The following is a 23,916-nucleotide window of genomic DNA, read 5'->3' on the forward strand; positions in this document are numbered from 1 at the left end:
CCCTGGGCGCTGTCCAGACCGATAGTACGGAAGATCATTTTGTAACCGCGAGCGGTGATGTCCGGCCTTGAGGTCGAATTTCAATTCGACGATGCCACTTTCAAGAGCCTTAACCGTGATGGCTTTACCTTCGTAAATCATCAACTGATCTCCACGATATGGAAGCTGAACAGTACACGTCGGACGCAGGCGAATGGCTCGGCAGGACGCTTTTCGTCGATGCTAACGCCAATCCACCCGGCACACCCGCCAACGCGATAGTCGGGATTCTGTAGGAACGGTCTGCAATGCAAACGCTCAATTCATACGCCCGTTTGATTTGGGTACGCCACCTTCACGGAATTTCCGACAATTGTCAATCGCCCAAAATACGGGTTGAAACGCGACTTTGCGGTCACTTCCGTACTGCGAAGATCTCCAACACGCAGGCGCATGCGAAGCCATTCATAGAATCAATAGTTAGAAAAGTCGCCCTAATTCGCTGCAGCCCTTGTTTAACAAGCTACGCTGGCGTGAATCCGAAGAAAAAATATCAACGCTTATTGCGAATGCCCAGCGTAAGATCTGCACCACAACGAATTACCGGCCTGCCTGGCCAACCCCAGCCCGATGATGATGTCGGGCTTTTTATTGCCTGTCTGTCGGACATCGCGCCATTGCAGCGCGAATTTTCCATGAGTTATGCCAGCGCTTTCAGCACCGCATCAATGTCCTGCAACACCGTCGCTTCGCCCTTCTCGCCCCAATACAGCGTGATCATCTGTTTGTCGGCTTCGACCTTGTAGACGTTGGCTGGCAACTTTTCGAAATGAATCAACAGTGCGGGTTCCTCGCAGACTTCCTGCCACTGATTTACCCAAACACCGGGCGATTTCTGCCAATAACTCCAGCACGCTGGCTGGTTGCCGCGCCGCGGCCTATGGTATTGCGCGCACGGGCTCGGCGGCTCAGGGACCAGCCAGTGCGGCCATTCCTGAGGCGCCAACTGCATGGCCAGGCCAATGCGTCGCGCTTCCATCCGCAACGCCATCCGACCGCCCTGGGCGCGAGACGGCCGCAACCAAGCCAGCGGACTCAATACCACCAGCAGGATTGACACCATGATCCAGACCGTCATATCTCTACTCCCGATTCTTGATGAGCGCTTTGAGTCACTTCAGAACCATTGCGCTTGAAACCAGCCATACTTACCAACATTGCAATCCTCAGGAGGAGCACCTCATGCCCTACACCCACATTCTTGTTGCTGTAGATCTAACCGAAGAGTGCGATCCTGTTATCCATCGTGCTCGCGAGTTATCGGTAAGCAACGGTGCCAAGCTGTCACTCGTACACATTGTCGAGCCGATGGCCATGGCCTTTGGCGGCGATGTGCCGATGGACCTTTCGCAGCTGCAACAGCAACAGTTCGATCAGGCCAAGGAGCGCCTTGACCGCTTGATCCTGAAGTATCCGGAACTCTCCAGGGAATACAGCCATTTGACCTACGGCCAGCCGCGCCAGGAGATTCATCACCTGACCAAAGAGCAGGGTTGCGACCTGATCGTGGTCGGCAGCCACGGTCGTCACGGCCTCGCATTGCTACTGGGCTCCACAGCCAACGACGTGCTGCACGGCGCGCCGTGCGATGTCCTCGCGGTACGCCTGGTCAAAAGCTGATATCACGCAACGATGTGGGAGCGGGCTTGCTCGCGAAAGCGGCGTAACAGTCAGCGCATTTGTTGAACGTTAAACCGCCTTCGCGAGCAAGCCCGCTCCCACAGGGGATTTGCATTAATCGCGAGTCGCATTACATATGAAAAGCCCGGCGCTCATCACTGAGCGCCGGGCTTTTTTATTGCAGGATCATTCAGGCATCCAGCTCGGCCCAACGCTCGACCATCACGTCGAGTTCAGCCTGCAACTGCTCAAGCTGAGCGATCACCGCCGCAGTCTCGGCAGCCGGGCGCTGATAAAACGCCGTGTCCGCCATCTGCGCTTCAACCGCGGCAATCTGCTTTTCCATGGCTTCGATCTGAGCCGGCAACATTTCCAGCTCACGCTGCAACTTGTAGCTGAGCTTTTTCTTCGCCACCGGCGCTTCGACCGCCGCCGCAACAGGTGCAGCCTCTGCCGTCACGACCGCGGAAGTCAGGTCGGCTTTGCCGGACTTGCTCTCCGTCACGCCCAGCAGGCGCGGCGAACCGCCCTGACGCAGCCAGTCCTGATAACCACCGACGTATTCGCGAACCTTGCCTTCACCTTCGAAGACCAGGGTGCTGGTGACCACGTTGTCGAGGAATGCCCGGTCGTGGCTGACCATCAGCACGGTGCCGTTAAAGGTCAGCAAGACCTCTTCCAGCAGCTCGAGCGTTTCCACATCGAGGTCGTTGGTCGGTTCGTCGAGTACCAGCAGGTTGGCTGGCTTGCTGAACAGTTTCGCCAGCAACAGACGCGCACGCTCGCCACCCGACAGTGCCTTGACCGGCGTGCGGGCACGCTGCGGGCTGAACAGGAAGTCGCCGAGGTAGCTCAGCACGTGACGGCTCTGACCATCGATGTCGATAAAGTCGCGACCTTCGGCAACGTTGTCGATCACGGTCTTTTCCAGGTCCAGTTGATGGCGCAACTGGTCGAAGTAGGCCACGTCGATGCGCGTCCCCTCTTCCACTGTGCCGCTGGTTGGCTGCAGACCGCTGAGCATCAGCTTCAGCAGCGTGGTTTTGCCGGTACCGTTGGCGCCGAGCAGACCGATACGGTCGCCGCGCGTCAGGACCATCGAGAAGTCCTTGATCAGGAACGGGCCGCCCGGGTGAGCGAAGCTCACGTTCTCGAGGACCATCACCTGCTTGCCGGACTTGTCAGCGGTGTCCAGCTGAATGTTGGCCTTGCCGGTGCGCTCACGGCGCTCACTGCGCTCGACGCGCAAAGCCTTCAACGCGCGGACGCGGCCTTCGTTACGGGTGCGACGGGCCTTGATGCCCTGGCGGATCCAGACTTCTTCCTGGGCCAGTTTCTTGTCGAACAGCGCGTTGGCGGTTTCTTCAGCGGCCAGGGAAGCTTCTTTGTGCACGAGGAAACTGGCGTAGTCGCCGTTCCAGTCGATCAGGCCGCCACGGTCCAGTTCAAGAATGCGGGTCGCGAGGTTCTGCAGGAATGAACGGTCGTGCGTGATGAACAGCACGGCGCCCTGGAAATCCTTCAGCGCTTCTTCGAGCCAGGCAATCGCACCGATGTCCAGGTGGTTGGTCGGTTCGTCGAGCAGCAGCAGGTCCGGTTCGGAAACCAGTGCCTGCGCCAGCAGGACGCGACGACGCCAGCCGCCGGACAATTCGGCGAGGGTCTTGTCGGCCGGCAACTGCAGACGGCTCAAGGTGCTGTCGACCAATTGCTGCAAACGCCAGCCATCGCGGGCTTCGAGGTCGTGCTGGACGTGCATCAGCTTGTCCAGGTCGGCGTCGGTGACGATGTTCTGGCTCAGGTGGTGATACTGCGCGAGCAATTCGCCAACCCCGTCCAGACCTTCGGCGACGACGTCGAACACGGTCCGCTCGTCGGCTACCGGCAATTCTTGCGGCAATTCGCCAATCTTTAGGCCAGGTGCACGCCAGACGGAGCCTTCATCGGGCTTCTGGTCGCCCTTGACGAGCTTCATCATGCTGGACTTGCCAGTGCCGTTGCGGCCGATGATGCACACCCGCTCACCACGGGCGATCTGCCAGGACACCTTGTCCAACAACGGCATAGCGCCGAAAGCAAGGGACACATCGCTGAATTTGAGCAGGGTCATGAGCTTCTCCAAAAACCGGGCGCGCATTCTACCTGACTTGAGGCTTCAGAAGGCCGGCAATTTCACCTTCGTGGCACTCTGCATGACATTTGTTGCGAACTTATGCCGAGAGGCTGCCAAAGCTTTCGCCCGTTGCTGGCAAAAGGCTAAGCTACAGACAATTCAGTGCTGGCCTTGCCGGCACTTGTCATGATTTCTCTGCCCGGATGTCTCATGCGCAGTCGCCTTTTCAGTCTTTTGTCTTGTTTGCTTCTTTCTGCCACTGCCGTTCAATCCGCCCAAGCGGTGGACTTGTCTACCCAACGTCAATATTACGATGAAGCCAAGCGTGCCTTGGCCAAGGGCGATACCGGCCCTTATTTCCGTTACAGCCAGGCGCTCAGCGATTACCCGCTGGAGCCGTACCTGGCCTATGACGAACTGACCGCGCGCCTGAAAACCGCGAGCAATGAAGAAATCGAGAAATTCCTCGCCGAACACGGTGACTTGCCCCAGGCCAACTGGATGAAGTTGCGCTGGTTGCGCTGGCTGGCCGACCGTGGCGACTGGGCGACCTTCGTCAAGTATTACGACCCCAAGCTCAACTTCACCGAACTGGACTGCCTGAACGCGCAGTATCAGATCGGTCATAACCAGAAAGCCGAAGGCTACGCCAACGCCGACAAACTCTGGCTGACCGGCAAATCCCAACCCGCTGCCTGCGACGCGCTATTCGGGCAATGGGCCGCCGAAGGTCAACTGACCGAACAGAAACGCTGGGAACGCGCCAAGCTCGCCGCCCAGGCACGCAACTATCCGCTGGCCAACAGCCTCGTCAACGGCCTGACCACCCTCGCCCCGCGCGGTCGCTTGCTGGTGGATGTGGCGCAGAAACCGGAACTGCTGAACCAACCGTCGCGCTTCGTACCGGCCGATGAGCCGATGTCCGACATCGTCAGCCTCGGCCTGCGGCGCCTGGCCAAGCAAGATCCGGACAAGGCGATGGACCTGCTCGACGGCTATGCCAGCAGCATGCACTTCTCGCGAGATGAAAAAGTCGCCATCGCCCGTGAAATCGGCCTGACCCTGGCCCGCCGTTTCGACCCGCGCGCGCTGGACGTCATGACCAAGTACGACCCGGAACTGCGCGACAACACCGTGTCGGAATGGCGCCTGCGCTTGCTGCTGCGCCTGGCCCGCTGGGACGACGCCTATCAACTGACGCGCCGTTTGCCGCAGGATCTGGCGACCACCAATCGCTGGCGTTACTGGCAGGCGCGGAGCCTGGAACTGGCGCAACCACAGAATTCGGAAGCGCAAGCCCTGTACAAGAGCCTCGCCCGTGAGCGGGATTTCTACGGTTTCCTCGCCGCTGATCGCTCGCAGTCACCTTACTCGCTGATCAACAAACCGTTGGTGCTGAGCCAGGCGCTGATAAACAAAGTGCGCAACACGCCGGGCGTGCGTCGTGCGCTGGAATTCCACGCTCGCGGGCAGATCGTCGACGGTCGACGCGAGTGGTATCACGTCAGCCGCCACTTCAGCCGTGACGAAATGGTCGCGCAGGCGAAACTGGCCTACGACTTGAAGTGGTATTTCCCGGCTATCCGCACCATCAGTCAGGCGCAGTATTGGGACGATCTGGACATCCGCTTCCCGATGGCTCACCGCGAAACGCTGGTGCGTGAAGCCAAGACTCGCGGCCTGCATTCCAGTTGGGTATTCGCCATCACTCGCCAGGAAAGTGCCTTCATGGACGACGCGCGCTCCGGCGTCGGCGCCAGCGGCCTGATGCAACTGATGCCCGGCACCGCCAAGGAAACCGCGCGCAAGTTCAGCATCCCCCTGGCCTCGCCGCAGCAAGTGCTCGACCCGGACAAAAACATCCAGCTCGGCGCCGCGTACCTGAGCCAGGTCCATGCCCAATTCAACGGCAACCGCGTCCTCGCCTCCGCCGCCTACAACGCGGGCCCCGGCCGCGTGCGGCAATGGCTGCGCGGCGCGGACCACTTGAGCTTCGACGTATGGATAGAAAGCATTCCGTTCGACGAAACCCGTCAATACGTGCAAAACGTGCTGTCGTACTCGGTGATCTACGGCCAGAAGCTCAACTCGCCGCAACCGCTGGTGGATTGGCATGAACGGTATTTTGATGATCAATGACCGTTGGTGATCGTGCTCCAGGCCTTAAACAAAATGCCCGCATCGATTGATGCGGGCATTTTTGTCAGAGCAACGGCAAAAGATCACAGCCTCGGTTCATTCGACAGCGCTACAGATGCAGTCCGAGTTCCGCTTTACCGTCACTGAACTGCAACGCCGCCAACCTCGCATACAGCGCATTGCTCGCAATCAACTCCTGATGGGTGCCCACCGCTACCAGTTTGCCCTGATCCATCACCGCGATCCGATCAGCATTTTTCACCGTCGCCAGTCGGTGGGCGATGACCAGCGTGGTGCGGTTTTTCATCAGGCTGGGCAGGGCCTGCTGGATCAAGTGTTCGCTTTGGGCATCGAGGGCGCTGGTGGCTTCGTCGAGCAACAGAATCGGCGCGTCCACCAGCAGCGCGCGAGCAATGGCCAGGCGTTGGCGCTGACCGCCGGACAGACCGAGGCCGCCGTCGCCCAGATGCGTCTGGTAGCCATTGGGCATGGCTTCGATGAAGTCATGGGCGTAGGCGATTTTTGCGGCGTCCTGAACCTGCGCCAGCGTGGCCGTCGGGTTGCCATAGCGGATGTTCTCTTCGATGCTGCCGAAGAACAGCGCCGGGTTTTGCGAGACCAATGCAAAGCAGCGGCGCAGGTCGAGCGGATCGAGCTGGGTCAGCGGCACGCCATCCAGCAGGATCTGCCCCGAGGCCGGGTCGTAAAAACGCAGCAGCAGGTCATACACGGTGGATTTACCGGCACCGGACGGGCCAACCAGGGCCAGGGTTTCGCCAGCGTTGATGGTCAGACTCAAGCCGTCGACGGCGAAGCTTTCCGGGCGCGACGGGTAGGAAAAACGCACGTCCTGCAGCAGCAGATTGCCCTTCACCCGCTCCGGCAAGGTCACCAGGCCTGAGGTCGGCGGCTGAATGATGTTTTGCGAACGCAGTAATTCGGCAATCCGTTCGGCCGCGCCTGCCGCTCGTTGCAGCTCTCCGATGACTTCGCTCAAGGTGCCGAAAGCACTGCCGACGATCAGGCTGTAAAAGACAAATGCCGCCAGTTCGCCCGCCGAGATTCGCCCGGCGATCACGTCCATGCCGCCGACCCACAGCATCACGCCCACCGCGCCCAGCACCAGCAGGATCACCAGCGTGATCAGCCAGGCCCGCTGGAAAATGCGTTTGCGCGCAGTGTTGAACGCTTCTTCCACGGTCACCGCAAAGCGTTTTTCGTCCTGCACCTGATGGTTGTAGGCCTGCACGGTTTTGATCTGGCTGAGGGTTTCGGAAACGTAGCTGCCGATGTCGGCGATCCGGTCCTGGCTCAGGCGCGACAAACTGCGCACCCGGCGACCGAAGATCAGGATCGGTGCGACCACCAGCGGCAAGGCGACGACCACGATGCTGGTGAGTTTCGGGTTGGTGATAAACAGCAGCACGATCCCGCCGATCACCATCAGCAGATTGCGCAGAAACAGCGACAGCGAAGAGCCGATCACCGATTGCAACAATGTCGTGTCGGCGGTCAGCCGCGACTGGATTTCGGAACTGCGATTGTCTTCGTAGAAGCCCGGATGCAGGTACACCAGATGGTTGAACACTTGTCGGCGAATGTCCGCGACCACCCGTTCGCCAATCCACGACACCAGATAAAAGCGCGCAAAGGTGCCGATCGCCAGGCCGAGCACCAGCAGCATGAACAGGCCAATGGTCTGGTTGAGCAAGTGCGCCGACTGGGTCATGAACCCCTGATCCACCAACAGGCGAATCCCCTGCCCCATGGACAAGGTGATGCCGGCCGTGACAATCAGCGCCAGCAAGGCACCCAGCGCTTGCCATCGATAGGGGGCTAAAAAGCGGCTGGTCAGACGAATCGCACGGCGGTGTCGAGCAGAGAGCATGAGGTCTTCCAGTTCGCAAATAATGGGGCAAGCCTACACACAGAGATGGGGCGGAACTCTGTAAATCACAATGAGTCAGGTTAAATATGACCGCAACGACTAGGGCCTAGACGCTATTGGTCTAATGTCCGGGTGGCAACGTCACAAAAATTCTGGTGGACTGATGTTGCCGTTCGGGAAAGATCGCAGGGAGTTGTCACAGCCTGGTCACCTGGCGGTTTTAGAGTAAGCACACACCTGAAGAGGAGACAGGCCATGTCCTTGCAAAACAGCAGCGATGACAAGATTCAAGTGATCCGCACGCAGCCACACCAGTCTCTGGGTTGCTCAATTATTGACAAGGATGGGCGCGAAGTACCGATCACTGAAGACATGATCCAGCAAGCGTGCAGCGAACTGGAGAAGCGATTGGTCAAGCCTGCCGAACAAAAGTGATATAGCCACGTCTTCTTGACCCGGTCCTGATGGCCGGGTTTTTTGTGGGTGCTTTTTGAGGGTGCTGCGCACCCTATCGCGGGCATGCCACGCTCCCACAAGGTTTTGGATTGTCCAGCTGTTTTACGAACAACCCAAATCCTGTGGGAGCGGGCTTGCTCGCAAAGGAATCGACTCGGTCCCTAGACAGCCGTTGCACCCAATGCCGCCACAATCTTCAGCAACTCAGGCGCGTCCCCCTCAATCCGTACCTGCAACCCATCGATCTCGCGCCGCTGCGGGTAATGCTTGCGCAGCGCGTCAAACGCCGCACGTTGCTCGCCCACGCTGCCAACCAGGCTGCGACGAAAATCCGCATCATCACGGCGCGGGTCGTACACACCACGGCATAACATCGCCAGCGCCCACGCGGGGTCAGTGTCGGCATGCAACGTCACCTGCGACAACCACGGTGCCGGCAGCAAATCACTCAGGCTGACTTCGGCTGGCTGACCGAGAAACGCGCAATACGCTTGATAGATCTGCGCCGTCCCGCGCTGTTTGCCATCCAGGCTGTACCCGGCAATGTGCGGCGTCGCCAGTACGCAGAGTTCGGCCAACGCCACATCAACCTCAGGTTCACCTTCCCAGACGTCCAGCACCGCTTGCAGGTCTTCGCGCTGCAACAGCACCTGACGCAAAGCGGCGTTGTCCACCACCGGGCCGCGACTGGCGTTGATCAGCCAGGCGCCGGGCTTGAGCTGGTTCAAACGGGTTTTATCGAACAGATGCCAGGTCGAATGGGCGCCATGCTTTTTCAGCGGTGTGTGCAGGCTGATAACGTCGCACTGTTCGATGATCTGCTCGAGGCTGACGAAGTCGCCGCCTTGCGCCGCCTGCCGTGGCGGATCACACACCAGCACCTTCCAGCCCAGACCTTGCAGGACCTTGACCAGACGACCGCCGACTTCACCCGCGCCAATCACACCGTAGGTGCGTTGCGTCAGGTCGGCGCCTTCGATTTCGGCCAGGGTCAGCAGGCTGCCCACTACGTAATCGACCACGCCACGGGCATTGCAGCCAGGGGCGCTGGACCAGGTAATGCCGGCCTGTTGAAAGTAGTCCAGGTCCAGATGATCCGTGCCGATGGTGCACGTGCCGACAAATTTCACGTTGCTGCCTTCGAGCAATGATCGGTTGACGTTGGTCACCGAGCGCACCAGCAGCACGTCGGCCTGCTCGACGGTGGCGCGGTCGATGGAACGTCCCGGCACCCGGCGGATTTCGCCGAAACCTGCAAAAAAGGCATCGAGCAGCGGGATATTTTCGTCGGCAACAATCAGCATGGCAGGCTCCTTGGGGGGACCGGCAGTGTAGGCGCAGAAGAAGGTGATGGGCCAGCGGGCATTCGGCCCTTGTGGTGAGTGGAAGTGTCTCTGCGTTCGGCAGTCGATTACAAATAGGTAACACAGGACTTTTCCTGACCATTGCGTCAGCGCGTAGAATGCGTCGCCTTGCGCATCAAAACCTTTGGACGTTTCGCCCTTGAACTCCGTGACTGACCGCCCCGCTGCTATTTCCCTCACCCGCCCGGCACGGGTACGCCTGGAGCTGAAAAACCTGCTCGGCCTGGCCCTGCCGATCATGATTGCGCAACTGGCAACCACCGCGATGGGCTTCGTCGATGCGGTGATGGCGGGACGGGTCGGGCCGCGAGATCTGGCGGCAGTAGCCTTGGGCAACTCGATCTGGGTGCCGGTATTCCTGTTGATGACCGGCACGCTGCTGGCCACCACGCCGAAAGTCGCCCAGCGCTTCGGCGCCGGCACGCACAGCGAAATCGGCCCGATCGTGCGCCAGGCGCTATGGCTGGCGCTGGTGGTTGGCCTGATGGCCACCGGCATGTTGATCGCTGCCGAACCGATCCTGCACCTCATGAAGGTCGATCCGGAGTTGATCGGCCCGTGCATGCAATACCTGCACGGCATCGCCAGCGGGTTGCCAGCGGTCGCGTTCTACCATGTGTTGCGCTGTTTCAGTGATGGCATGGGCCGCACTCGCCCGGCGATGATCCTCGGCTTGTGCGCCCTGGCGCTGAACATCCCGCTGAACTACGTGTTCATTTATGGCCACCTGGGCGTACCCGCGATGGGCGGTGCCGGCTGCGGCTGGGCGACCGGGATTGTGATGTGGTTCATGGCCGTCGGCATGGCGGCCTATACACGCTGGGCACCTGCCTATCGCCGAAGCGAGCTGTTCAGCCGCTTCGACTGGCCACAATGGGCGGTGATCAAACGCTTGCTGAGCATCGGCCTGCCCATCGGCATCGCGGTGTTCGCCGAATCGAGCATCTTCGCGGTGATTGCCCTGCTGATCGGCAGCCTCGGCGCCACCGTCGTCGCCGGCCACCAGATCGCGCTGAACGTCAGCTCGCTGGTGTTCATGATCCCTTACTCGCTGGGCATGGCCGTCACCGTGCGCGTCGGCCAGGCACTGGGGCGCAATGAACCCCGTGAAGCGCGCTTCGCCGCTGGCGTCGGCATGGGCAGCGCGCTGGCCTATGCCTGCCTGTCGGCGAGCATGATGCTGTTGCTGCGCGAACACATCGCAACGATCTACACCACCGACCCGACGGTGATTCACGTCGCGGCGATGCTGATTGTGTATTCGGCGCTGTTCCAGTTTTCCGATGCAATCCAGGTCACGGCAGCCGGCGCGCTGCGCGGTTATCAGGACACACGGGTGACGATGATCCTGACGCTGTTCGCCTATTGGGGCATTGGCTTGCCGGTGGGCTACGCGCTGGGGCTGACCGATTGGCTCGGCGCGCCAAGCGGCCCGAGCGGGCTGTGGCAGGGTTTGATCGTAGGCTTGAGTTGCGCGGCGCTGATGCTGTCAATCCGCCTGACGCGCAGTGCACGCAAGCGGATTCGCATCAGCCATTCGGCGGGTTAAGCGAGTTTCTTGCGGATCCAGTACAGGTAGGTGCCCGCCTCTTCGTGCTGGCCCACCAACTCGTGGTCGAGAAAGACACAGAACTTGGGAATGTCGCGACGGGTCGACGGGTCGGTCGCGATCACCTTGAGCAAGCCGCCGGGGGCCAGGTCACGAATGTGCTGGTGCAGCATCATCACCGGCTCCGGGCAGTTCAGGCCGGTAGCGTCGAGGGTGCCGTCTACCGGCGTATCAAGCATTTCACTCATGATTCACTCCTGGAACTGGCCGGCATTGTCGCGCATTGCCGGTTTTGTGGCGAGGGGGCTTGTCGGATGCCACATCACCCCGTCTGCCTTCCGAAATATGCTTCAGGGCCGCTTCGCGACCCAACGGGGGCAAGCCCCCTCGCCACACAGCCCGCTCCCACATTAGTAGTCCGCGTGGTTAGCGGGACTTGGGTTTCTTTACGTCAATGCGGCGCAAATGGCAGGTCACTTCCTCGCGGTCGTGGTACAGCTGCTTGCAGCCGATCTCGACCCGAATCCCGCGCTCCTTGAAGCCCTCGGCAATGCGTTCGAGCAGGCGCTTCACTTCGGCATAACGCTGTTTCATCGGCAACTTCAGGTTGACCACCGCTTCGCGGCAATGGCCCTCGCCAATCCACTCTTCCAGCATCGCGGCGTTGCGCGCCGGTTTTTCGACGATATCGCAGACCATCCAGTCCACTGGCTGGCGAGGCTTGAAGGTGAAACCGTCGGCCATCAAGTGCTGCACCAGGCCGGTGTCCATCAGGCTTTCGGCCATCGGGCCGTTGTCGATGGCCGTCACCAGCATGCCGCGATTGACCAGTTGCCAGGTCCAGCCGCCAGGCGCCGCGCCGAGGTCGACGCCGGTCATGTCGCTGTGCAGACGCTCGTCCCACTGATCGCGCGGGATGAAGTGGTGCCACGCCTCTTCCAGCTTCAGCGTCGAACGGCTTGGCGCGTCACGCGGGAACTTCAGGCGCGGAATGCCCATCGGCCACATCGCCGAGTTGTTCGACTCGGCCAGCCCCATGAACACTTCGCGACCGCTTTTGAAGGTCAGCAGCAGGCGCGGCTTGTGCGCGTCGTCCACCAGTTTGCCGGCGGCCATCAGCGCCTTGCGCAGGTGCACTTCGAACTTCTTGCAGAAGTTCGACAGCTCCTTGCCATCGTTGGTGTCGACCATTTCCAGCCACAGGCTGCCGCACAGCGGAAAGTCCGCCATGTGCGCGAGGATCACGCTGATGCGGTCGGTTTCCGGCAGATCAATGAAAATTCCGCGAGCCCACTGGCGCGGGAAGATCAGATCGGCAAAACGCTGGCCGCGCATCAGGCGCTCGGCGCCGTCTTCTTCGGTGCAGATGAACTCGGCGCAGGCGCTGGCCGTTTTGGCTTTGGCGTAACCGGCCACGTTCAGCCGCGCGGCGTGTTCGGAAATCTCGGAACAGACTTCGCCTTCGAAGCCCGGCCGGCAATGCATGAAAAGGGTGTTCATTCTTACTCCTGGGCAGTTGGCGAAGAATTCAGCCACTGCGCGATGCCCAGACTTGCGTTGAAGCAAAGCCTGTCACGAAAACCGGCGCATGATAGCCGAGTTCGGAACCTCGGACTTGTCCATAGAGTCCAGTTATTAGCTTTAACCTTCAAACAGGGCTAGGTTGAAAGCTCTGTCCTGCCCCCCAGTCCGTAGCCGTGCGGACTTAAAGGAGTCATTTCAATGCCGTCCCTCGATAGCCTGAAAACCCTCAAAACCCTGCAAGTCGACGACAAGACCTACCACTATTTCAGTCTGCCCGACGCTGCCAAGAGCCTCGGTGATCTCGACCAATTGCCGATGTCGTTGAAAGTGTTGTTGGAAAACCTGCTGCGCTGGGAAGACGAGAAAACCGTCACCGGCGCTGACCTCAAGGCGATTGCCGCGTGGCTCAAGGAGCGTCGCTCCGACCGCGAAATCCAGTACCGCCCGGCCCGCGTCCTGATGCAAGACTTTACCGGCGTGCCGGCCGTGGTCGACCTGGCCGCCATGCGTGCCGCCATGGCCAAGGCCGGCGGCGACCCGCAGCGGATCAATCCGCTGTCGCCGGTGGACCTGGTGATCGACCACTCGGTAATGGTCGACAAATTCGCCAGCGCCAGCGCTTTCGAACAGAACGTCGACATTGAAATGCAGCGCAACGGTGAGCGTTACGCTTTTCTGCGCTGGGGCCAGAGCGCCTTCGACAACTTCAGCGTGGTGCCACCGGGCACCGGCATCTGCCACCAGGTCAACCTGGAATACCTCGGTCGCACGGTCTGGACCAAGGACGAAGACGGCCGCACCTACGCCTTCCCCGACACATTGGTCGGCACCGACTCCCACACCACCATGATCAATGGCCTCGGCGTGCTCGGCTGGGGCGTCGGCGGCATCGAAGCCGAAGCGGCGATGCTCGGGCAACCGGTGTCGATGCTGATTCCGGAAGTCATCGGTTTCAAACTCACCGGCAAGCTCAAGGAAGGCATCACCGCCACCGATCTGGTGTTGACGGTCACGCAGATGCTGCGCAAGAAAGGCGTGGTCGGCAAATTCGTCGAGTTCTACGGCGATGGTCTCGCCGACCTGCCGCTGGCCGATCGCGCAACCATTGCCAACATGGCCCCGGAATATGGCGCCACCTGCGGTTTCTTCCCGGTGGACAACGTCACGCTGGAATACCTGCGCCTGTCCGGCCGCCCACCCGAAGTGGTCAAACTGGTCGAGGCCTACACCAAAGCCCAAGGCCTTTGGCGCCTGCCGGGCAAGGAACCGGTTTTCACCGACAGCCTCGCGCTGGACATGGCCAGTGTCGAAGCCAGCCTTGCCGGACCAAAACGGCCACAGGACCGCGTTTCGCTGCCGAATGTCGCGCAAGCGTTCAGTGACTTTCTGGGCCTGCAATTCAAACCCACCACCAAGGAAGAAGGTCGCCTGGAAAGTGAAGGTGGCGGTGGCGTCGCGGTGGGTAACGCGGACCTGATCGGTGAAACCGATTACGAATACGACGGCCACACTTATCGGCTGAAAAACGGCGCGGTGGTGATTGCCGCGATCACGTCCTGCACCAACACCTCGAACCCGAGCGTGATGATGGCCGCCGGGCTGGTGGCAAAAAAAGCGGTGGAAAAAGGCCTGAAACGCAAACCGTGGGTCAAGACGTCCCTGGCGCCCGGCTCGAAAGTGGTCACCGATTACTACAAGGCAGCCGGCCTGACGCAATACCTTGATCAACTCGGCTTCGCCCTGGTCGGCTACGGCTGCACCACGTGCATCGGCAACTCCGGGCCGTTGCCCGAGCCGATCGAGAAAGCCATCCAGAAGGCCGACTTGGCCGTGGCCTCGGTCTTGTCCGGCAACCGTAACTTCGAAGGCCGCGTGCACCCGTTGGTGAAAACCAACTGGCTGGCCTCCCCGCCGCTGGTGGTCGCCTATGCGCTGGCCGGCACGGTGCGCATCGACATCAGCAGCGAGCCGCTGGGTGACGACAAGGATGGCAACCCGGTATACCTGCGGGACATCTGGCCGAGCAGCCAGGAAATCGCCGACGCGGTGAGCCAGGTCAACACCGCGATGTTCCACAAGGAATACGCCGAAGTGTTTGCCGGCGATGAGCAATGGCAGGCCATTGAAGTGCCGCAAGCGGCGACTTACGTGTGGCAGGACGATTCGACCTATATCCAGCATCCGCCGTTTTTCGATGACATCGGTGGACCGCCGCCGGTGGTCAAGGACGTTGCCGGGGCCCGCGTCCTGGCGATGCTCGGGGATTCGGTGACCACCGACCACATCTCCCCGGCCGGCAACATCAAGACGGACAGCCCGGCCGGCCACTACTTGCGCGACAAAGGCGTGGAGCCGCGAGACTTCAACTCCTACGGCTCGCGGCGTGGCAACCATGAAGTGATGATGCGCGGCACCTTCGCCAACATCCGCATTCGCAACGAGATGCTCGGCGGCGAAGAAGGCGGCAATACGATCTACATGCCCACTGGCGAGAAAATGCCGATCTACGACGCGGCGATGCGTTATCAAGCGTCGGGCACGCCGCTGGTGGTGATTGCGGGCCAGGAATATGGCACGGGGTCGAGCCGCGACTGGGCCGCCAAGGGCACCAACCTGCTGGGCGTCAAAGCGGTCATCGCCGAAAGCTTCGAGCGGATTCACCGCTCCAACCTGGTGGGGATGGGCGTGCTGCCGTTGCAGTTCAAACTGGACCAGAACCGCAAGAGCCTGAACCTGACCGGCAAGGAGACGCTGGATATTCTTGGGTTGACCGGCGTCGAGTTGACACCGCGAATGAACCTGACGCTGGTGATCACCCGTGAAAACGGCAGCAAGGAAAAGGTCGATGTGCTGTGCCGGATCGATACGCTCAATGAAGTCGAGTACTTCAAGTCCGGAGGTATTTTGCATTACGTGTTGCGGCAACTGATTGCGTCGTAACTCCCTGCTGACACAGACACCGCCTTCGGGCGGTGTTTTTGTTTGTGCCACTGACGTCTCTATAATCGCCGCACTTTAAGTGCCCGACACCACATCCCTGGGGGAGCGAGCTTGCTCGTGAAAGCGGGCCAGCAAGCAACATTGACGTTGGATATGACGGCCCCTTCGCGAGCAAGCTCGATCCCACCGGGACCGAGTCAGACTGCAAAATTATCGACACAAGGATTTCAAATGCTCGCCCTGCCGTGGATCTACCTGGCCCTCCTCTCCACCGGTTACGCCGTTGCACTGACTTACGGTCGGCTCGGTTTCATGGCCAGCATTTCCGTTGCGTTGCTGTTGTTTGCCGGCTTCTGCGTGCGCCAGCAAAGGATTCATGCGGGCCGCTACATCGGTCACGGATTGTTCATCGTCCTCGCCGTGGCCCTGGCGATGCACTGGCTGCCGGGTTTCTACAACGGTCGCGGCATCGTTCCACAACGCTTCACCGACGACGCCGTGACGTTTTCCATGTACCTGAACCAGGACAAACCGCTGATCGGCTTCTGGCTGTTATTGGTTTGCCCGTGGATTGTCGGCCGCCGCTCGTTGCGTCTCGGCGTTTACGCCACCGCCCTCGCCCTGCCATTGAGCGCCGTGCTGGCGTTGGGTGGCGCGCTGTTGCTGGGCGTGATCAGTTGGGCACCGAAGTGGCCGGACCAGGCGTGGCTGTGGGTGCTGAACAACCTGTTACTGGTGACCCTCGTCGAAGAAGCGCTGTTTCGCGGTTATGTGCAGGGCGGTCTGAGTCGTCGCTTCAAACAGCTGCCCTACGGTGAAAACCTCGCCCTGCTGCTCGCATCGCTGCTGTTCGGCCTGGTGCATCTGGGCGCGGGTTGGCAATGGATGCTGCTGGCGAGCCTGGCCGGCGTCGGTTACGGCGTGGCTTATCGGTTTGGCGGATTGGGCGCCGCGATTGCCACCCATTTCGGCCTCAACCTGCTGCACTTCGCGCTGTTCACTTATCCGATGCTCGCTGGTTGAAGCAATAGCCGTTTTGCGACGCACTGCCGATTACCGAAAAATACTTTCAACTAAATCCTGACGCTGCCGACAACCTTTCAAAGCCTCACGGATTGAAAAAGCCATGCGTAACAACCAGCCCATTACCCAACGCGAACGGACCTTCCCGGCCCAGCAACGGTTGATTTCCACCACCGATGCCAAGGGCGTGATCACCTACTGCAACGACGCGTTTGTCGACATCAGCGGGTTTTCTCGTGAGGAACTGCTCCGCGCGCCGCATAACCTGGTGCGTCATCCCGACGTTCCGGCGGCGGTGTTCGCGCACATGTGGGACACACTGAAAAAAGGCCTGCCATGGATGGGCATCGTCAAGAATCGCTGCAAAAGCGGTGATCATTACTGGGTTAACGCCTACGTGACACCGGTTTTCGAAGGCAACCAGGTGATCGGTTACGAGTCGGTGCGGATCAAACCCACCGCCGAACAGATCCAGCGGGCCGAAGCGCTTTACCAGCGTATCAACCAGGGCAAGTCGGCGGTGCCGTCCTCCGATAAATGGTTGCCGGTACTGCAGGATTGGCTGCCGTTCATTCTGGTCAGCCAGTTGAGCTTCATCATCGGCGCCACGTTGACCTCGCAATGGGGGTTCGCCCTGGCCGCCGCTCTGTCGGTGCCGCTGGGTCTGTTGGGGTTGAGCTGGCAGCAGCGCGGCCTCAAGCGCTTGCTGCGTCTGGCTGAACAAACCACCTCCGACCCGTTGATCGCACGGATGTACACCGACAGCCGCGGCGCTCAGGCGCGTCTGGAAATGTCGATCCTCAGCCAGGAAGCGCGCCTGAAAACCTGCCTGACCCGGCTGCAGGACACTGCCGAGCACCTGAGTGACCAAGCGAAACGGTCCGACACTCTGGCGCACAGCAGCTCCAGCGGCCTGGAGCGTCAACGCGTCGAAACCGAGCAAGTGGCCACCGCCGTCAATCAGATGGCCGCCACCACGCAAGAAGTCGCCAGCCACGTTCAGCGCACCGCCGATGCCACTCAGGAAGCCAATCGCCTGACCGGTCGCGGTCGCGACATTGCCGGTGAAACCCGCGAAGCCATTCAGCGCCTGTCGGTGGTGGTCGGCGAAACCGGCCTGACCGTGACTCAACTGGCCAAGGACAGCGACGAAATCGGCGGCGTGGTCGATGTGATCAAAGGCATCGCCGACCAGACCAACCTGCTGGCCTTGAACGCTGCCATCGAAGCGGCACGTGCCGGGGAGATGGGGCGCGGGTTTGCGGTGGTGGCCGACGAAGTGCGGCAACTGGCGCAACGCACCAGCGAATCCACCGGGCAGATTCACGCACTGATCGCCAAGCTGCAACAGACTGCCAGCACCGCGGTGCAAACCATGGAAGCCGGGCATCGTCAGGCGGAAGAAGGCGTGGCGCGGGTACTGGAAGCGGATCAGGCGCTGGTCGGCATCAGCGAAGCGGTGGCTAACATCACTGACATGACCACGCAGATCGCGGCGGCGACGGAAGAGCAAACGGCCGTGGCCGAGGAAATCAGCCGTAATATCAGCAACATTTCGCAGCTGGCGGACCAGACCTCGGAACAGGCACAGAACTCGGCGCTGTTGAGTGAAGAGCTGACCAGAACCGCGAATACCCAGTATTCGTTAGTGGAGCGGTTTAACCGCTGATTGATGCTGGAATGAAAAAACCCGGACGGTGAAGGCTTCCGGGTTTTTTATTGCCCGGCTGAAAGGTGTGTCGCCAGAACCGGCCTCTTCGCGGGCAAGCCCGCTCCCACAGGATTTTGTATTGTTCACAAAATTCAAACCACACCACAGACCACTGTGGGAGCGGGCTTGCCCGCGAAGAGGCCGGGACTGACACCGCAAATCTCACAGCAGGAATGAAGCAACCTTGTGCGCCGCAGCCGCCAAATGCTGCTCATGGGTAAACCCCGAAGCCTTCAATGGCTTCAAATCGTGATCCCCCGCGACCAGCCAGAACACTTCGACACTCGGCGACAAGACATATCCCTCGACCGCCTCCCGATTGCCCAATGCATCCCGCTCGCCCTGCACGATCAACGTCCGCGTCTTCAGCCCGGCCAGATGCTCGACCCGAGGCTTTTGCGGTTTACCGACGGCATAAAACGGATACCCCAGGCACACCAACGCATCCGCCGCCAATTCGTTCGCCAACAAACTTGCCATCCGCCCGCCCATGGACTTGCCGCCAATGGCCAGGCGCCCAGTGACATGGCGTCGCACCACGGCATACACCTCGTGCCAGCACTCCAGCAGTTTCGGGGCCGGGTTCGGTGGTCGTTTACCGCCATCCACACGCCGTTGCGCCATGTACGGAAACTCGAAGCGCAAGACGTTGACGCCTTGATCGGCGAGGCGTGCAGCCATGTCGTTCATCCAGCCGCTGTCCATTGGCGCGCCGGCGCCGTGGGCGAGAATCAGCGTCGTCGCGGCAGGCGTCGAAGCGGCATTCCAAAGCCATCCTTGATCCGCCACACACTGCGCCCATTGATCCCCGTCAATACTGGCCCTGTGCTGTTTGTCCATGCTTGCCTCGCTTTTAGTCTGCCTATAACTCCAGTCGAAGGAAGCGTCTGCCTCGCGGCGTACGCGCAAAGACCGGCCTTCACTTCGGCTGAACCGTGGATGGGGAACCATGAACACTTCTATCAGTACCGCCTACAACTACAAGGTGGTCCGCCAATTCGCCATTATGACGGTGGTGTGGGGCATCGTCGGTATGGGCCTCGGGGTTTTTCTCGCCGCTCAATTGGTCTGGCCCGAACTCAACTTCAATTTGCCGTGGACCAGTTTCGGCCGGTTGCGCCCGCTGCACACCAACGCGGTGATCTTCGCCTTCGGCGGTTGCGCCCTGTTTGCCAGTTCGTTCTATTCCGTGCAGCGCACCTGCCAGACCCAATTGTTTGCACCGAAAATCGCCCAGTTCTGCTTCTGGGGCTGGCAATTGGTGATCGTCCTGGCGGCGATCAGCCTGCCACTGGGCTACACCAGTTCCAAGGAATACGCCGAGCTGGAATGGCCGATCGACATCCTGATCACCATTGTCTGGGTCGCTTACGCCATCGTGTTTTTCGGCACGCTGGCCAAGCGCAAGACCAAACATATCTACGTCGGCAACTGGTTCTTCGGGGCGTTCATCATCACCGTGGCGATTCTGCACATCGTCAACAACCTTGAGTTGCCGGTCAGTTTCACCAAGTCCTACTCGCTGTACTCCGGCGCGACCGATGCCATGGTCCAGTGGTGGTACGGCCATAACGCCGTGGGCTTTTTCCTCACCGCCGGTTTCCTCGGGATGATGTACTACTTCGTGCCGAAGCAGGCCGAGCGTCCGGTGTATTCCTATCGCTTGTCGATCGTGCATTTCTGGGCGCTGATCACCCTGTACATCTGGGCCGGTCCGCACCATTTGCACTACACCGCACTGCCGGACTGGGCGCAGTCGCTGGGCATGGTGATGTCGTTGATCCTGCTCGCGCCGAGCTGGGGCGGGATGATCAACGGCATGATGACCTTGTCCGGTGCCTGGCATAAGTTGCGCAGCGACCCGATCCTGCGTTTCCTCGTGGTCTCGCTGGCGTTCTACGGCATGTCGACCTTCGAAGGGCCGATGATGGCGATCAAGACCGTGAACGCCCTCTCCCACTACACCGACTGGACCATTGGGCACGTTCACGCCGGCGCTTTGGGCTGGGTAGCGATGATCTCCATCGGCGCGATCTACCACATGATCCCGAAACTGTTCGGTCGCCCGCAGATGTACAGCATCGGTCTGATCAACACGCACTTCTGGCTCGCGACCATCGGCACCGTGCTGTACATCGCCTCGATGTGGGTCAACGGCATCACCCAGGGTCTGATGTGGCGCGCAATCAACGACGACGGCACCCTCACCTACTCGTTCGTCGAAACCCTGGTGGCCAGCCACCCAGGCTTCGTCGTGCGCCTGGTCGGCGGTGCGATCTTCTTCAGCGGCATGTTGCTGATGGCCTACAACACCTGGCGCACCGTGCGGGCCTCGCAGCCTGCCGAAGCCGCCGCTGCCGCGCAGATGGCTTGAGGAGTCCGCCATGAAACACGAAACAATCGAGAAAAACGTCGGCCTGTTGCTGTTGCTGATGGTCCTGGCCGTGAGCATCGGCGGTCTGACCCAGATCGTCCCGCTGTTCTTCCAGGACGTGACCAATAAACCGGTGGAAGGCATGAAGCCCTACACCGCGCTGCAACTGGAAGGTCGCGACATCTATATCCGTGAAGGCTGCGTCGGTTGCCACTCGCAGATGATCCGGCCGTTTCGCGCCGAGACCGAACGCTACGGCCACTACTCGGTCGCCGGGGAAAGCGTCTGGGATCACCCGTTCCTGTGGGGCTCGAAACGCACCGGGCCGGACCTGGCACGGGTTGGCGGTCGCTACTCGGAAGACTGGCACCGCGCGCACTTGTACAACCCGCGCAACGTGGTGCCGGAATCGAAAATGCCCGGCTATCCATGGCTGGTCGCCAACGCACTCGACAGCAGCCACACCGAAACCAAGCTCCGCGCCATGCGCACCCTGGGCGTGCCGTACACCGACGACGACATCGCCGGCGCAACTGCCTCGCTCAAGGGCAAGACCGAAATGGACGCCTTGGTCGCCTACCTGCAAGTGCTCGGCACTGCCATCAAGAGCAAGAGGTGAGCCATGCCCTTTGAAATCAGCAGTGGAATGATCCGCGGCCTGGGCACGGTCGTGGTGTTTGTGGCCTTCGTCGGCCTGGCATTGTGGGTATTCAACAGCAAGCGCAACCCGCAATTCGCCGAAGCGCGTTTGCTGCCATTCGCCGATGAGCCGCTACCCGACGACGCCACCACTCAAGAACCTGAAACAAGGAGTACCCGGCCATGACCACCTTCTGGAGTACGTGGATCTGCGTACTGACCCTCGGCAGCCTGATCGGCCTGACCTGGCTGTTGATCGGCACCCGCAAGGGCGAAACCAAGGGCAGCGTCGACCAGACCATGGGCCACAGCTTCGACGGCATCGAGGAGTACGACAACCCGCTGCCGCAATGGTGGTTCATGCTGTTCGCCGGCACGCTGGTGTTTGCCGTCGGTTACCTGATCCTTTATCCGGGCCTGGGCAACTGGAAAGGCATCCTGCCGGGTTACGAGGACGGCTGGACCGGCGTTCATGAATGGGAAAAGGAGATGAACAAGGCCGACGCCAAGTTCGGACCGATCTTCGCCAAATTCGCCGCCATGCCGGTGGAAGAAGTGGCCAAGGACCCGCAAGCGCTGAAAATGGGCGGCCGCCTGTTTGCCTCCAATTGCTCGGTGTGCCACGGCTCGGACGCCAAGGGCGCTTTCGGCTTCCCGAACCTGGCCGACAACGAGTGGCGCTGGGGCGGCGATGCCGACATGATCAAAACCACGATCATGGGCGGGCGCATCGCCGCGATGCCGGCCTGGGGTGAAATCCTTGGTGAGGCCGGCGTGAAGAACGTCGCGGCGTATGTCCGTCACGACCTCGCCGGCCTGCCATTACCGGCCGACAGCACGGCGGACCTGCAAGCTGGCCAGCAAGCGTTCAGCACCACCTGTGTCGCCTGCCATGGCGCAAACGGCCAGGGCACTCAAGCGATGGGCGCGCCGAACCTGACGCACCCGGCCGGTTTCATCTACGGCACCAGCCTGGCGCAGCTGCAACAAACCATTCGCCATGGCCGCCAGGGCCATATGCCGGCGCAGAACGAACTGCTCGGCAATGACAAAGTGCAACTGCTGGCCGCCTACGTTTACAGCTTGTCCCACGGCGCCGGCACCGAGCGATTGCAGGCAGAAGGCAACAACCAATAGTTCTTGACCGCCCCACCGCCGCATCCTCCCGGATGCGGCAGTTCCCTACCTCTTTGCGACCCATTGTCGCACCCTCAAACAGTCCCCCTTCCAGTTCCCCGGATTCGGGTCTACGCTTGCTCGATGCGGACTGGTAAAGCACCGGTTCCGGGTCGACATTAGCCGATGTGTTCGACGAATCTGTTCGATGACAAGCCGCAAAGGCTGGTAGATACCGGCTGTCGTGCCGGTTGCCATCGGTCACCGTATCGTTGCGTTTCAACACACTCCGTTACAACTGACCTGTACCCCTCGCCTTTTTCTTCCGCTGCGACATTTTGTCCATGGGCAATTTTGACCTTACGCGGCGCATGGAAAGGCCGCAGAATCAGCTTTTGAAAGCATTGACCCAGGTCATGGCGCGTTGCAATGACCCCCTGCTTTCTCCATACTTGCGGCCGATTTTTACTCCTAATAAAACACCCAAACCGTGGAACCTTAGAATGAGCACAGCAATCAGTCCGACTGCTTATAACTATAAGGTAGTCCGCCAGTTCGCCATCATGACGGTGGTCTGGGGGATCCTTGGCATGGGGCTCGGTGTCTTCATCGCCTCACAGCTCGTATGGCCGGAATTGAACTTCGGTCTGCCGTGGACGACTTTTGGACGCTTACGCCCGTTGCACACCAACCTGGTGATTTTCGCCTTCGGTGGATGTGCACTGTTTGCCACTTCTTATTACGTCGTGCAGCGAACCTGCCAAACGCGACTGATTTCCGACAGCCTCGCGGCCTTCCACTTCTGGGGTTGGCAAGCGGTGATCATCGGCGCAATCGTCACCTTGCCGCTGGGTTACACCACCACCAAGGAATACGCCGAACTGGAATGGCCACTGGCTATTCTGCTGGCCGTTGTCTGGGTCGTTTACGGTCTGGTGTTCTTCGGCACCATCGTCAAGCGCAAGACCAAGCACATCTATGTCGGCAACTGGTTCTACGGTGCCTTCATCGTCGTGACGGCGATGCTGCACATCGTCAACCACATGTCGCTGCCGGTCAGCCTGTTCAAGTCCTACTCGGCCTACTCGGGTGCGACGGACGCGATGATCCAATGGTGGTACGGCCACAACGCGGTGGGTTTCTTCCTGACCACCGGCTTCCTGGGGATGATGTATTACTTCGTTCCGAAACAGGCCGAGCGTCCGATCTACTCCTATCGCCTGTCCATCGTGCACTTCTGGGCACTGATCACCCTGTACATCTGGGCCGGTCCGCACCACCTGCACTACACCGCACTGCCGGATTGGGCACAGTCCCTGGGCATGGCACCGACCTTGATCCGGCCGCTGGTAGGTTCCTCCAGAAAATTCAGGCAACGCAGAAACGTGGTTTTACCCGAGCCGCTCGGCCCGATGATCGCC

19 protein-coding genes and 2 pseudogenes are annotated in these 23,916 nt (G+C 60.5%); 12 read left to right on the forward strand and 9 right to left on the reverse strand.

Annotated elements, in window-relative coordinates; all coding sequences use genetic code 11:
* Positions 1-66: 66 nt before the first annotated feature.
* Together ACQKP4_RS23165 and ACQKP4_RS23170 are read right to left on the reverse strand one after the other, a co-directional pair.
* Positions 67-141 (reverse strand): annotated as a pseudogene (locus tag ACQKP4_RS23165) (hypothetical protein); the annotation flags it as partial.
* A gap of 538 nt (positions 142-679) precedes the next feature.
* Positions 680-1,117, reverse strand: a complete 438-nt coding sequence (locus ACQKP4_RS23170) for a hypothetical protein (protein WP_427635939.1) — start codon at positions 1,115-1,117, stop codon at positions 680-682.
* 104 nt (positions 1,118-1,221) lie between these two features.
* Between ACQKP4_RS23170 and ACQKP4_RS23175 the strand changes: the two genes are divergently transcribed.
* Positions 1,222-1,659, forward strand: coding sequence for a universal stress protein (locus tag ACQKP4_RS23175; protein ID WP_427635941.1), 438 nt, complete (start codon positions 1,222-1,224; stop codon positions 1,657-1,659).
* 190 nt (positions 1,660-1,849) lie between these two features.
* Here the strand turns inward: ACQKP4_RS23175 and ACQKP4_RS23180 are convergent, their stop codons facing one another.
* Positions 1,850-3,769 carry an ATP-binding cassette domain-containing protein gene (locus tag ACQKP4_RS23180; RefSeq protein WP_427635942.1) on the reverse strand — a complete coding sequence of 640 codons (1,920 nt, stop codon included), beginning with the start codon at positions 3,767-3,769 and terminating at the stop codon, positions 1,850-1,852.
* 213 nt (positions 3,770-3,982) lie between these two features.
* Here ACQKP4_RS23180 and ACQKP4_RS23185 point away from each other — a divergent pair, with 213 nt between their 5' ends.
* Positions 3,983-5,911, forward strand: a complete 1,929-nt coding sequence (locus tag ACQKP4_RS23185) for a transglycosylase SLT domain-containing protein (protein ID WP_427635944.1) — start codon at positions 3,983-3,985, stop codon at positions 5,909-5,911.
* 109 nt (positions 5,912-6,020) lie between these two features.
* Here the strand turns inward: ACQKP4_RS23185 and ACQKP4_RS23190 are convergent, their stop codons facing one another.
* Entirely contained in the window at positions 6,021-7,799 is a 1,779-nt protein-coding gene (locus ACQKP4_RS23190; RefSeq protein WP_427635945.1) for an ABC transporter transmembrane domain-containing protein, read from the reverse strand.
* A 255-nt stretch (positions 7,800-8,054) separates the two neighbouring features.
* Here ACQKP4_RS23190 and ACQKP4_RS23195 point away from each other — a divergent pair, with 255 nt between their 5' ends.
* Positions 8,055-8,234, forward strand: coding sequence for a PA1571 family protein (locus tag ACQKP4_RS23195; RefSeq protein WP_427635947.1), 180 nt, complete (start codon positions 8,055-8,057; stop codon positions 8,232-8,234).
* A 182-nt stretch (positions 8,235-8,416) separates the two neighbouring features.
* Here ACQKP4_RS23195 and pdxB read toward each other — a convergent pair whose 3' ends face one another.
* Positions 8,417-9,559: a 4-phosphoerythronate dehydrogenase PdxB gene (pdxB, locus tag ACQKP4_RS23200; RefSeq protein ID WP_427635948.1), complete on the reverse strand. Its 1,143-nt coding sequence runs from the start codon at positions 9,557-9,559 to the stop codon at positions 8,417-8,419.
* Positions 9,560-9,758: 199 nt separating this feature from the next.
* Between pdxB and ACQKP4_RS23205 the strand changes: the two genes are divergently transcribed.
* On the forward strand, positions 9,759-11,168 hold the full coding sequence (locus ACQKP4_RS23205) for an MATE family efflux transporter (protein ID WP_427635949.1): 1,410 nt from the start codon (positions 9,759-9,761) through the stop codon (positions 11,166-11,168).
* On the opposite strand, the gene tusA is transcribed toward ACQKP4_RS23205, so the two are convergent.
* Both tusA and rlmM read right to left on the reverse strand, forming a co-directional pair.
* On the reverse strand, positions 11,165-11,416 hold the full coding sequence (tusA, locus tag ACQKP4_RS23210) for a sulfurtransferase TusA (protein ID WP_427633864.1): 252 nt from the start codon (positions 11,414-11,416) through the stop codon (positions 11,165-11,167). The two genes, ACQKP4_RS23205 and tusA, sit on opposite strands and share 4 nt — an antisense overlap.
* A gap of 178 nt (positions 11,417-11,594) precedes the next feature.
* Positions 11,595-12,668 (reverse strand): 23S rRNA (cytidine(2498)-2'-O)-methyltransferase RlmM, encoded by a 1,074-nt coding sequence (rlmM, locus tag ACQKP4_RS23215; protein WP_427635951.1) that lies wholly within the window; start codon positions 12,666-12,668, stop codon positions 11,595-11,597.
* Between the two features lie 222 nt (positions 12,669-12,890).
* On the opposite strand from rlmM, the gene acnA reads away from it, so the two are divergent.
* From acnA to ACQKP4_RS23230, 3 genes are all read left to right on the forward strand, one after another.
* Positions 12,891-15,632 carry an aconitate hydratase AcnA gene (gene acnA, locus ACQKP4_RS23220; protein ID WP_427635952.1) on the forward strand — a complete coding sequence of 914 codons (2,742 nt, stop codon included), beginning with the start codon at positions 12,891-12,893 and terminating at the stop codon, positions 15,630-15,632.
* A 231-nt stretch (positions 15,633-15,863) separates the two neighbouring features.
* Positions 15,864-16,655, forward strand: a complete 792-nt coding sequence (locus ACQKP4_RS23225; RefSeq protein WP_427635953.1) for a CPBP family intramembrane glutamic endopeptidase — start codon at positions 15,864-15,866, stop codon at positions 16,653-16,655.
* Positions 16,656-16,758: 103 nt separating this feature from the next.
* Positions 16,759-18,324, forward strand: a complete 1,566-nt coding sequence (locus ACQKP4_RS23230) for a methyl-accepting chemotaxis protein (protein ID WP_427635954.1) — start codon at positions 16,759-16,761, stop codon at positions 18,322-18,324.
* A gap of 204 nt (positions 18,325-18,528) precedes the next feature.
* Here ACQKP4_RS23230 and ACQKP4_RS23235 read toward each other — a convergent pair whose 3' ends face one another.
* Positions 18,529-19,206 (reverse strand): alpha/beta family hydrolase, encoded by a 678-nt coding sequence (locus tag ACQKP4_RS23235; RefSeq protein ID WP_427635956.1) that lies wholly within the window; start codon positions 19,204-19,206, stop codon positions 18,529-18,531.
* 109 nt (positions 19,207-19,315) lie between these two features.
* Between ACQKP4_RS23235 and ccoN the strand changes: the two genes are divergently transcribed.
* From ccoN to ACQKP4_RS23260, 5 genes and pseudogenes are all read left to right on the forward strand, one after another.
* Positions 19,316-20,740 carry a cytochrome-c oxidase, cbb3-type subunit I gene (gene ccoN / locus ACQKP4_RS23240; protein WP_427635958.1) on the forward strand — a complete coding sequence of 475 codons (1,425 nt, stop codon included), beginning with the start codon at positions 19,316-19,318 and terminating at the stop codon, positions 20,738-20,740.
* A 10-nt stretch (positions 20,741-20,750) separates the two neighbouring features.
* A complete protein-coding gene (ccoO, locus tag ACQKP4_RS23245; RefSeq protein ID WP_427635960.1) occupies positions 20,751-21,359 on the forward strand; it encodes a cytochrome-c oxidase, cbb3-type subunit II in 609 nt (202 codons plus the stop codon).
* 3 nt (positions 21,360-21,362) lie between these two features.
* A complete protein-coding gene (locus ACQKP4_RS23250) occupies positions 21,363-21,566 on the forward strand; it encodes a cbb3-type cytochrome oxidase subunit 3 (RefSeq protein ID WP_427635961.1) in 204 nt (67 codons plus the stop codon).
* Positions 21,563-22,516, forward strand: a complete 954-nt coding sequence (ccoP, locus tag ACQKP4_RS23255; RefSeq protein WP_427635963.1) for a cytochrome-c oxidase, cbb3-type subunit III — start codon at positions 21,563-21,565, stop codon at positions 22,514-22,516. Before ACQKP4_RS23250 ends, ccoP begins: the two co-directional genes overlap by 4 nt.
* A gap of 482 nt (positions 22,517-22,998) precedes the next feature.
* Positions 22,999-23,835: pseudogene (locus tag ACQKP4_RS23260) on the forward strand (cbb3-type cytochrome c oxidase subunit I); the annotation flags it as partial.
* Here ACQKP4_RS23260 and ACQKP4_RS23265 read toward each other — a convergent pair.
* Entirely contained in the window at positions 23,781-23,912 is a 132-nt protein-coding gene (locus ACQKP4_RS23265; protein WP_427635964.1) for an ATP-binding cassette domain-containing protein, read from the reverse strand. The pseudogene ACQKP4_RS23260 and the gene ACQKP4_RS23265 sit on opposite strands and share 55 nt — an antisense overlap.
* Positions 23,913-23,916: the final 4 nt, after the last annotated feature.

Source organism: Pseudomonas sp. NPDC086278 (assembly GCF_050280905.1).
GTDB lineage: Bacteria > Pseudomonadota > Gammaproteobacteria > Pseudomonadales > Pseudomonadaceae > Aquipseudomonas.

Excerpts from the sequence above, each read along its gene's own strand:
- ACQKP4_RS23225 (WP_427635953.1), top strand. The coding sequence starts at position 15,864 with ATGCTCGCCCTGCCGTGGATCTACCTGGCCCTCCTCTCCACCGGTTAC.
- ACQKP4_RS23195 (WP_427635947.1), top strand. The coding sequence starts at position 8,055 with ATGTCCTTGCAAAACAGCAGCGATGACAAGATTCAAGTGATCCGCACG.
- ACQKP4_RS23170 (WP_427635939.1), bottom strand. The coding sequence starts at position 1,117 with ATGACGGTCTGGATCATGGTGTCAATCCTGCTGGTGGTATTGAGTCCG.
- ACQKP4_RS23185 (WP_427635944.1), top strand. The coding sequence starts at position 3,983 with ATGCGCAGTCGCCTTTTCAGTCTTTTGTCTTGTTTGCTTCTTTCTGCC.
- ACQKP4_RS23250 (WP_427635961.1), top strand. The coding sequence starts at position 21,363 with ATGCCCTTTGAAATCAGCAGTGGAATGATCCGCGGCCTGGGCACGGTC.
- ACQKP4_RS23180 (WP_427635942.1), bottom strand. The coding sequence starts at position 3,769 with ATGACCCTGCTCAAATTCAGCGATGTGTCCCTTGCTTTCGGCGCTATG.
- rlmM (WP_427635951.1), bottom strand. The coding sequence starts at position 12,668 with ATGAACACCCTTTTCATGCATTGCCGGCCGGGCTTCGAAGGCGAAGTC.
- tusA (WP_427633864.1), bottom strand. The coding sequence starts at position 11,416 with ATGAGTGAAATGCTTGATACGCCGGTAGACGGCACCCTCGACGCTACC.
- ccoN (WP_427635958.1), top strand. The coding sequence starts at position 19,316 with ATGAACACTTCTATCAGTACCGCCTACAACTACAAGGTGGTCCGCCAA.
- ACQKP4_RS23190 (WP_427635945.1), bottom strand. The coding sequence starts at position 7,799 with ATGCTCTCTGCTCGACACCGCCGTGCGATTCGTCTGACCAGCCGCTTT.
- ccoP (WP_427635963.1), top strand. The coding sequence starts at position 21,563 with ATGACCACCTTCTGGAGTACGTGGATCTGCGTACTGACCCTCGGCAGC.
- ACQKP4_RS23235 (WP_427635956.1), bottom strand. The coding sequence starts at position 19,206 with ATGGACAAACAGCACAGGGCCAGTATTGACGGGGATCAATGGGCGCAG.
- ACQKP4_RS23175 (WP_427635941.1), top strand. The coding sequence starts at position 1,222 with ATGCCCTACACCCACATTCTTGTTGCTGTAGATCTAACCGAAGAGTGC.
- ccoO (WP_427635960.1), top strand. The coding sequence starts at position 20,751 with ATGAAACACGAAACAATCGAGAAAAACGTCGGCCTGTTGCTGTTGCTG.
- ACQKP4_RS23230 (WP_427635954.1), top strand. The coding sequence starts at position 16,759 with ATGCGTAACAACCAGCCCATTACCCAACGCGAACGGACCTTCCCGGCC.
- pdxB (WP_427635948.1), bottom strand. The coding sequence starts at position 9,559 with ATGCTGATTGTTGCCGACGAAAATATCCCGCTGCTCGATGCCTTTTTT.
- acnA (WP_427635952.1), top strand. The coding sequence starts at position 12,891 with ATGCCGTCCCTCGATAGCCTGAAAACCCTCAAAACCCTGCAAGTCGAC.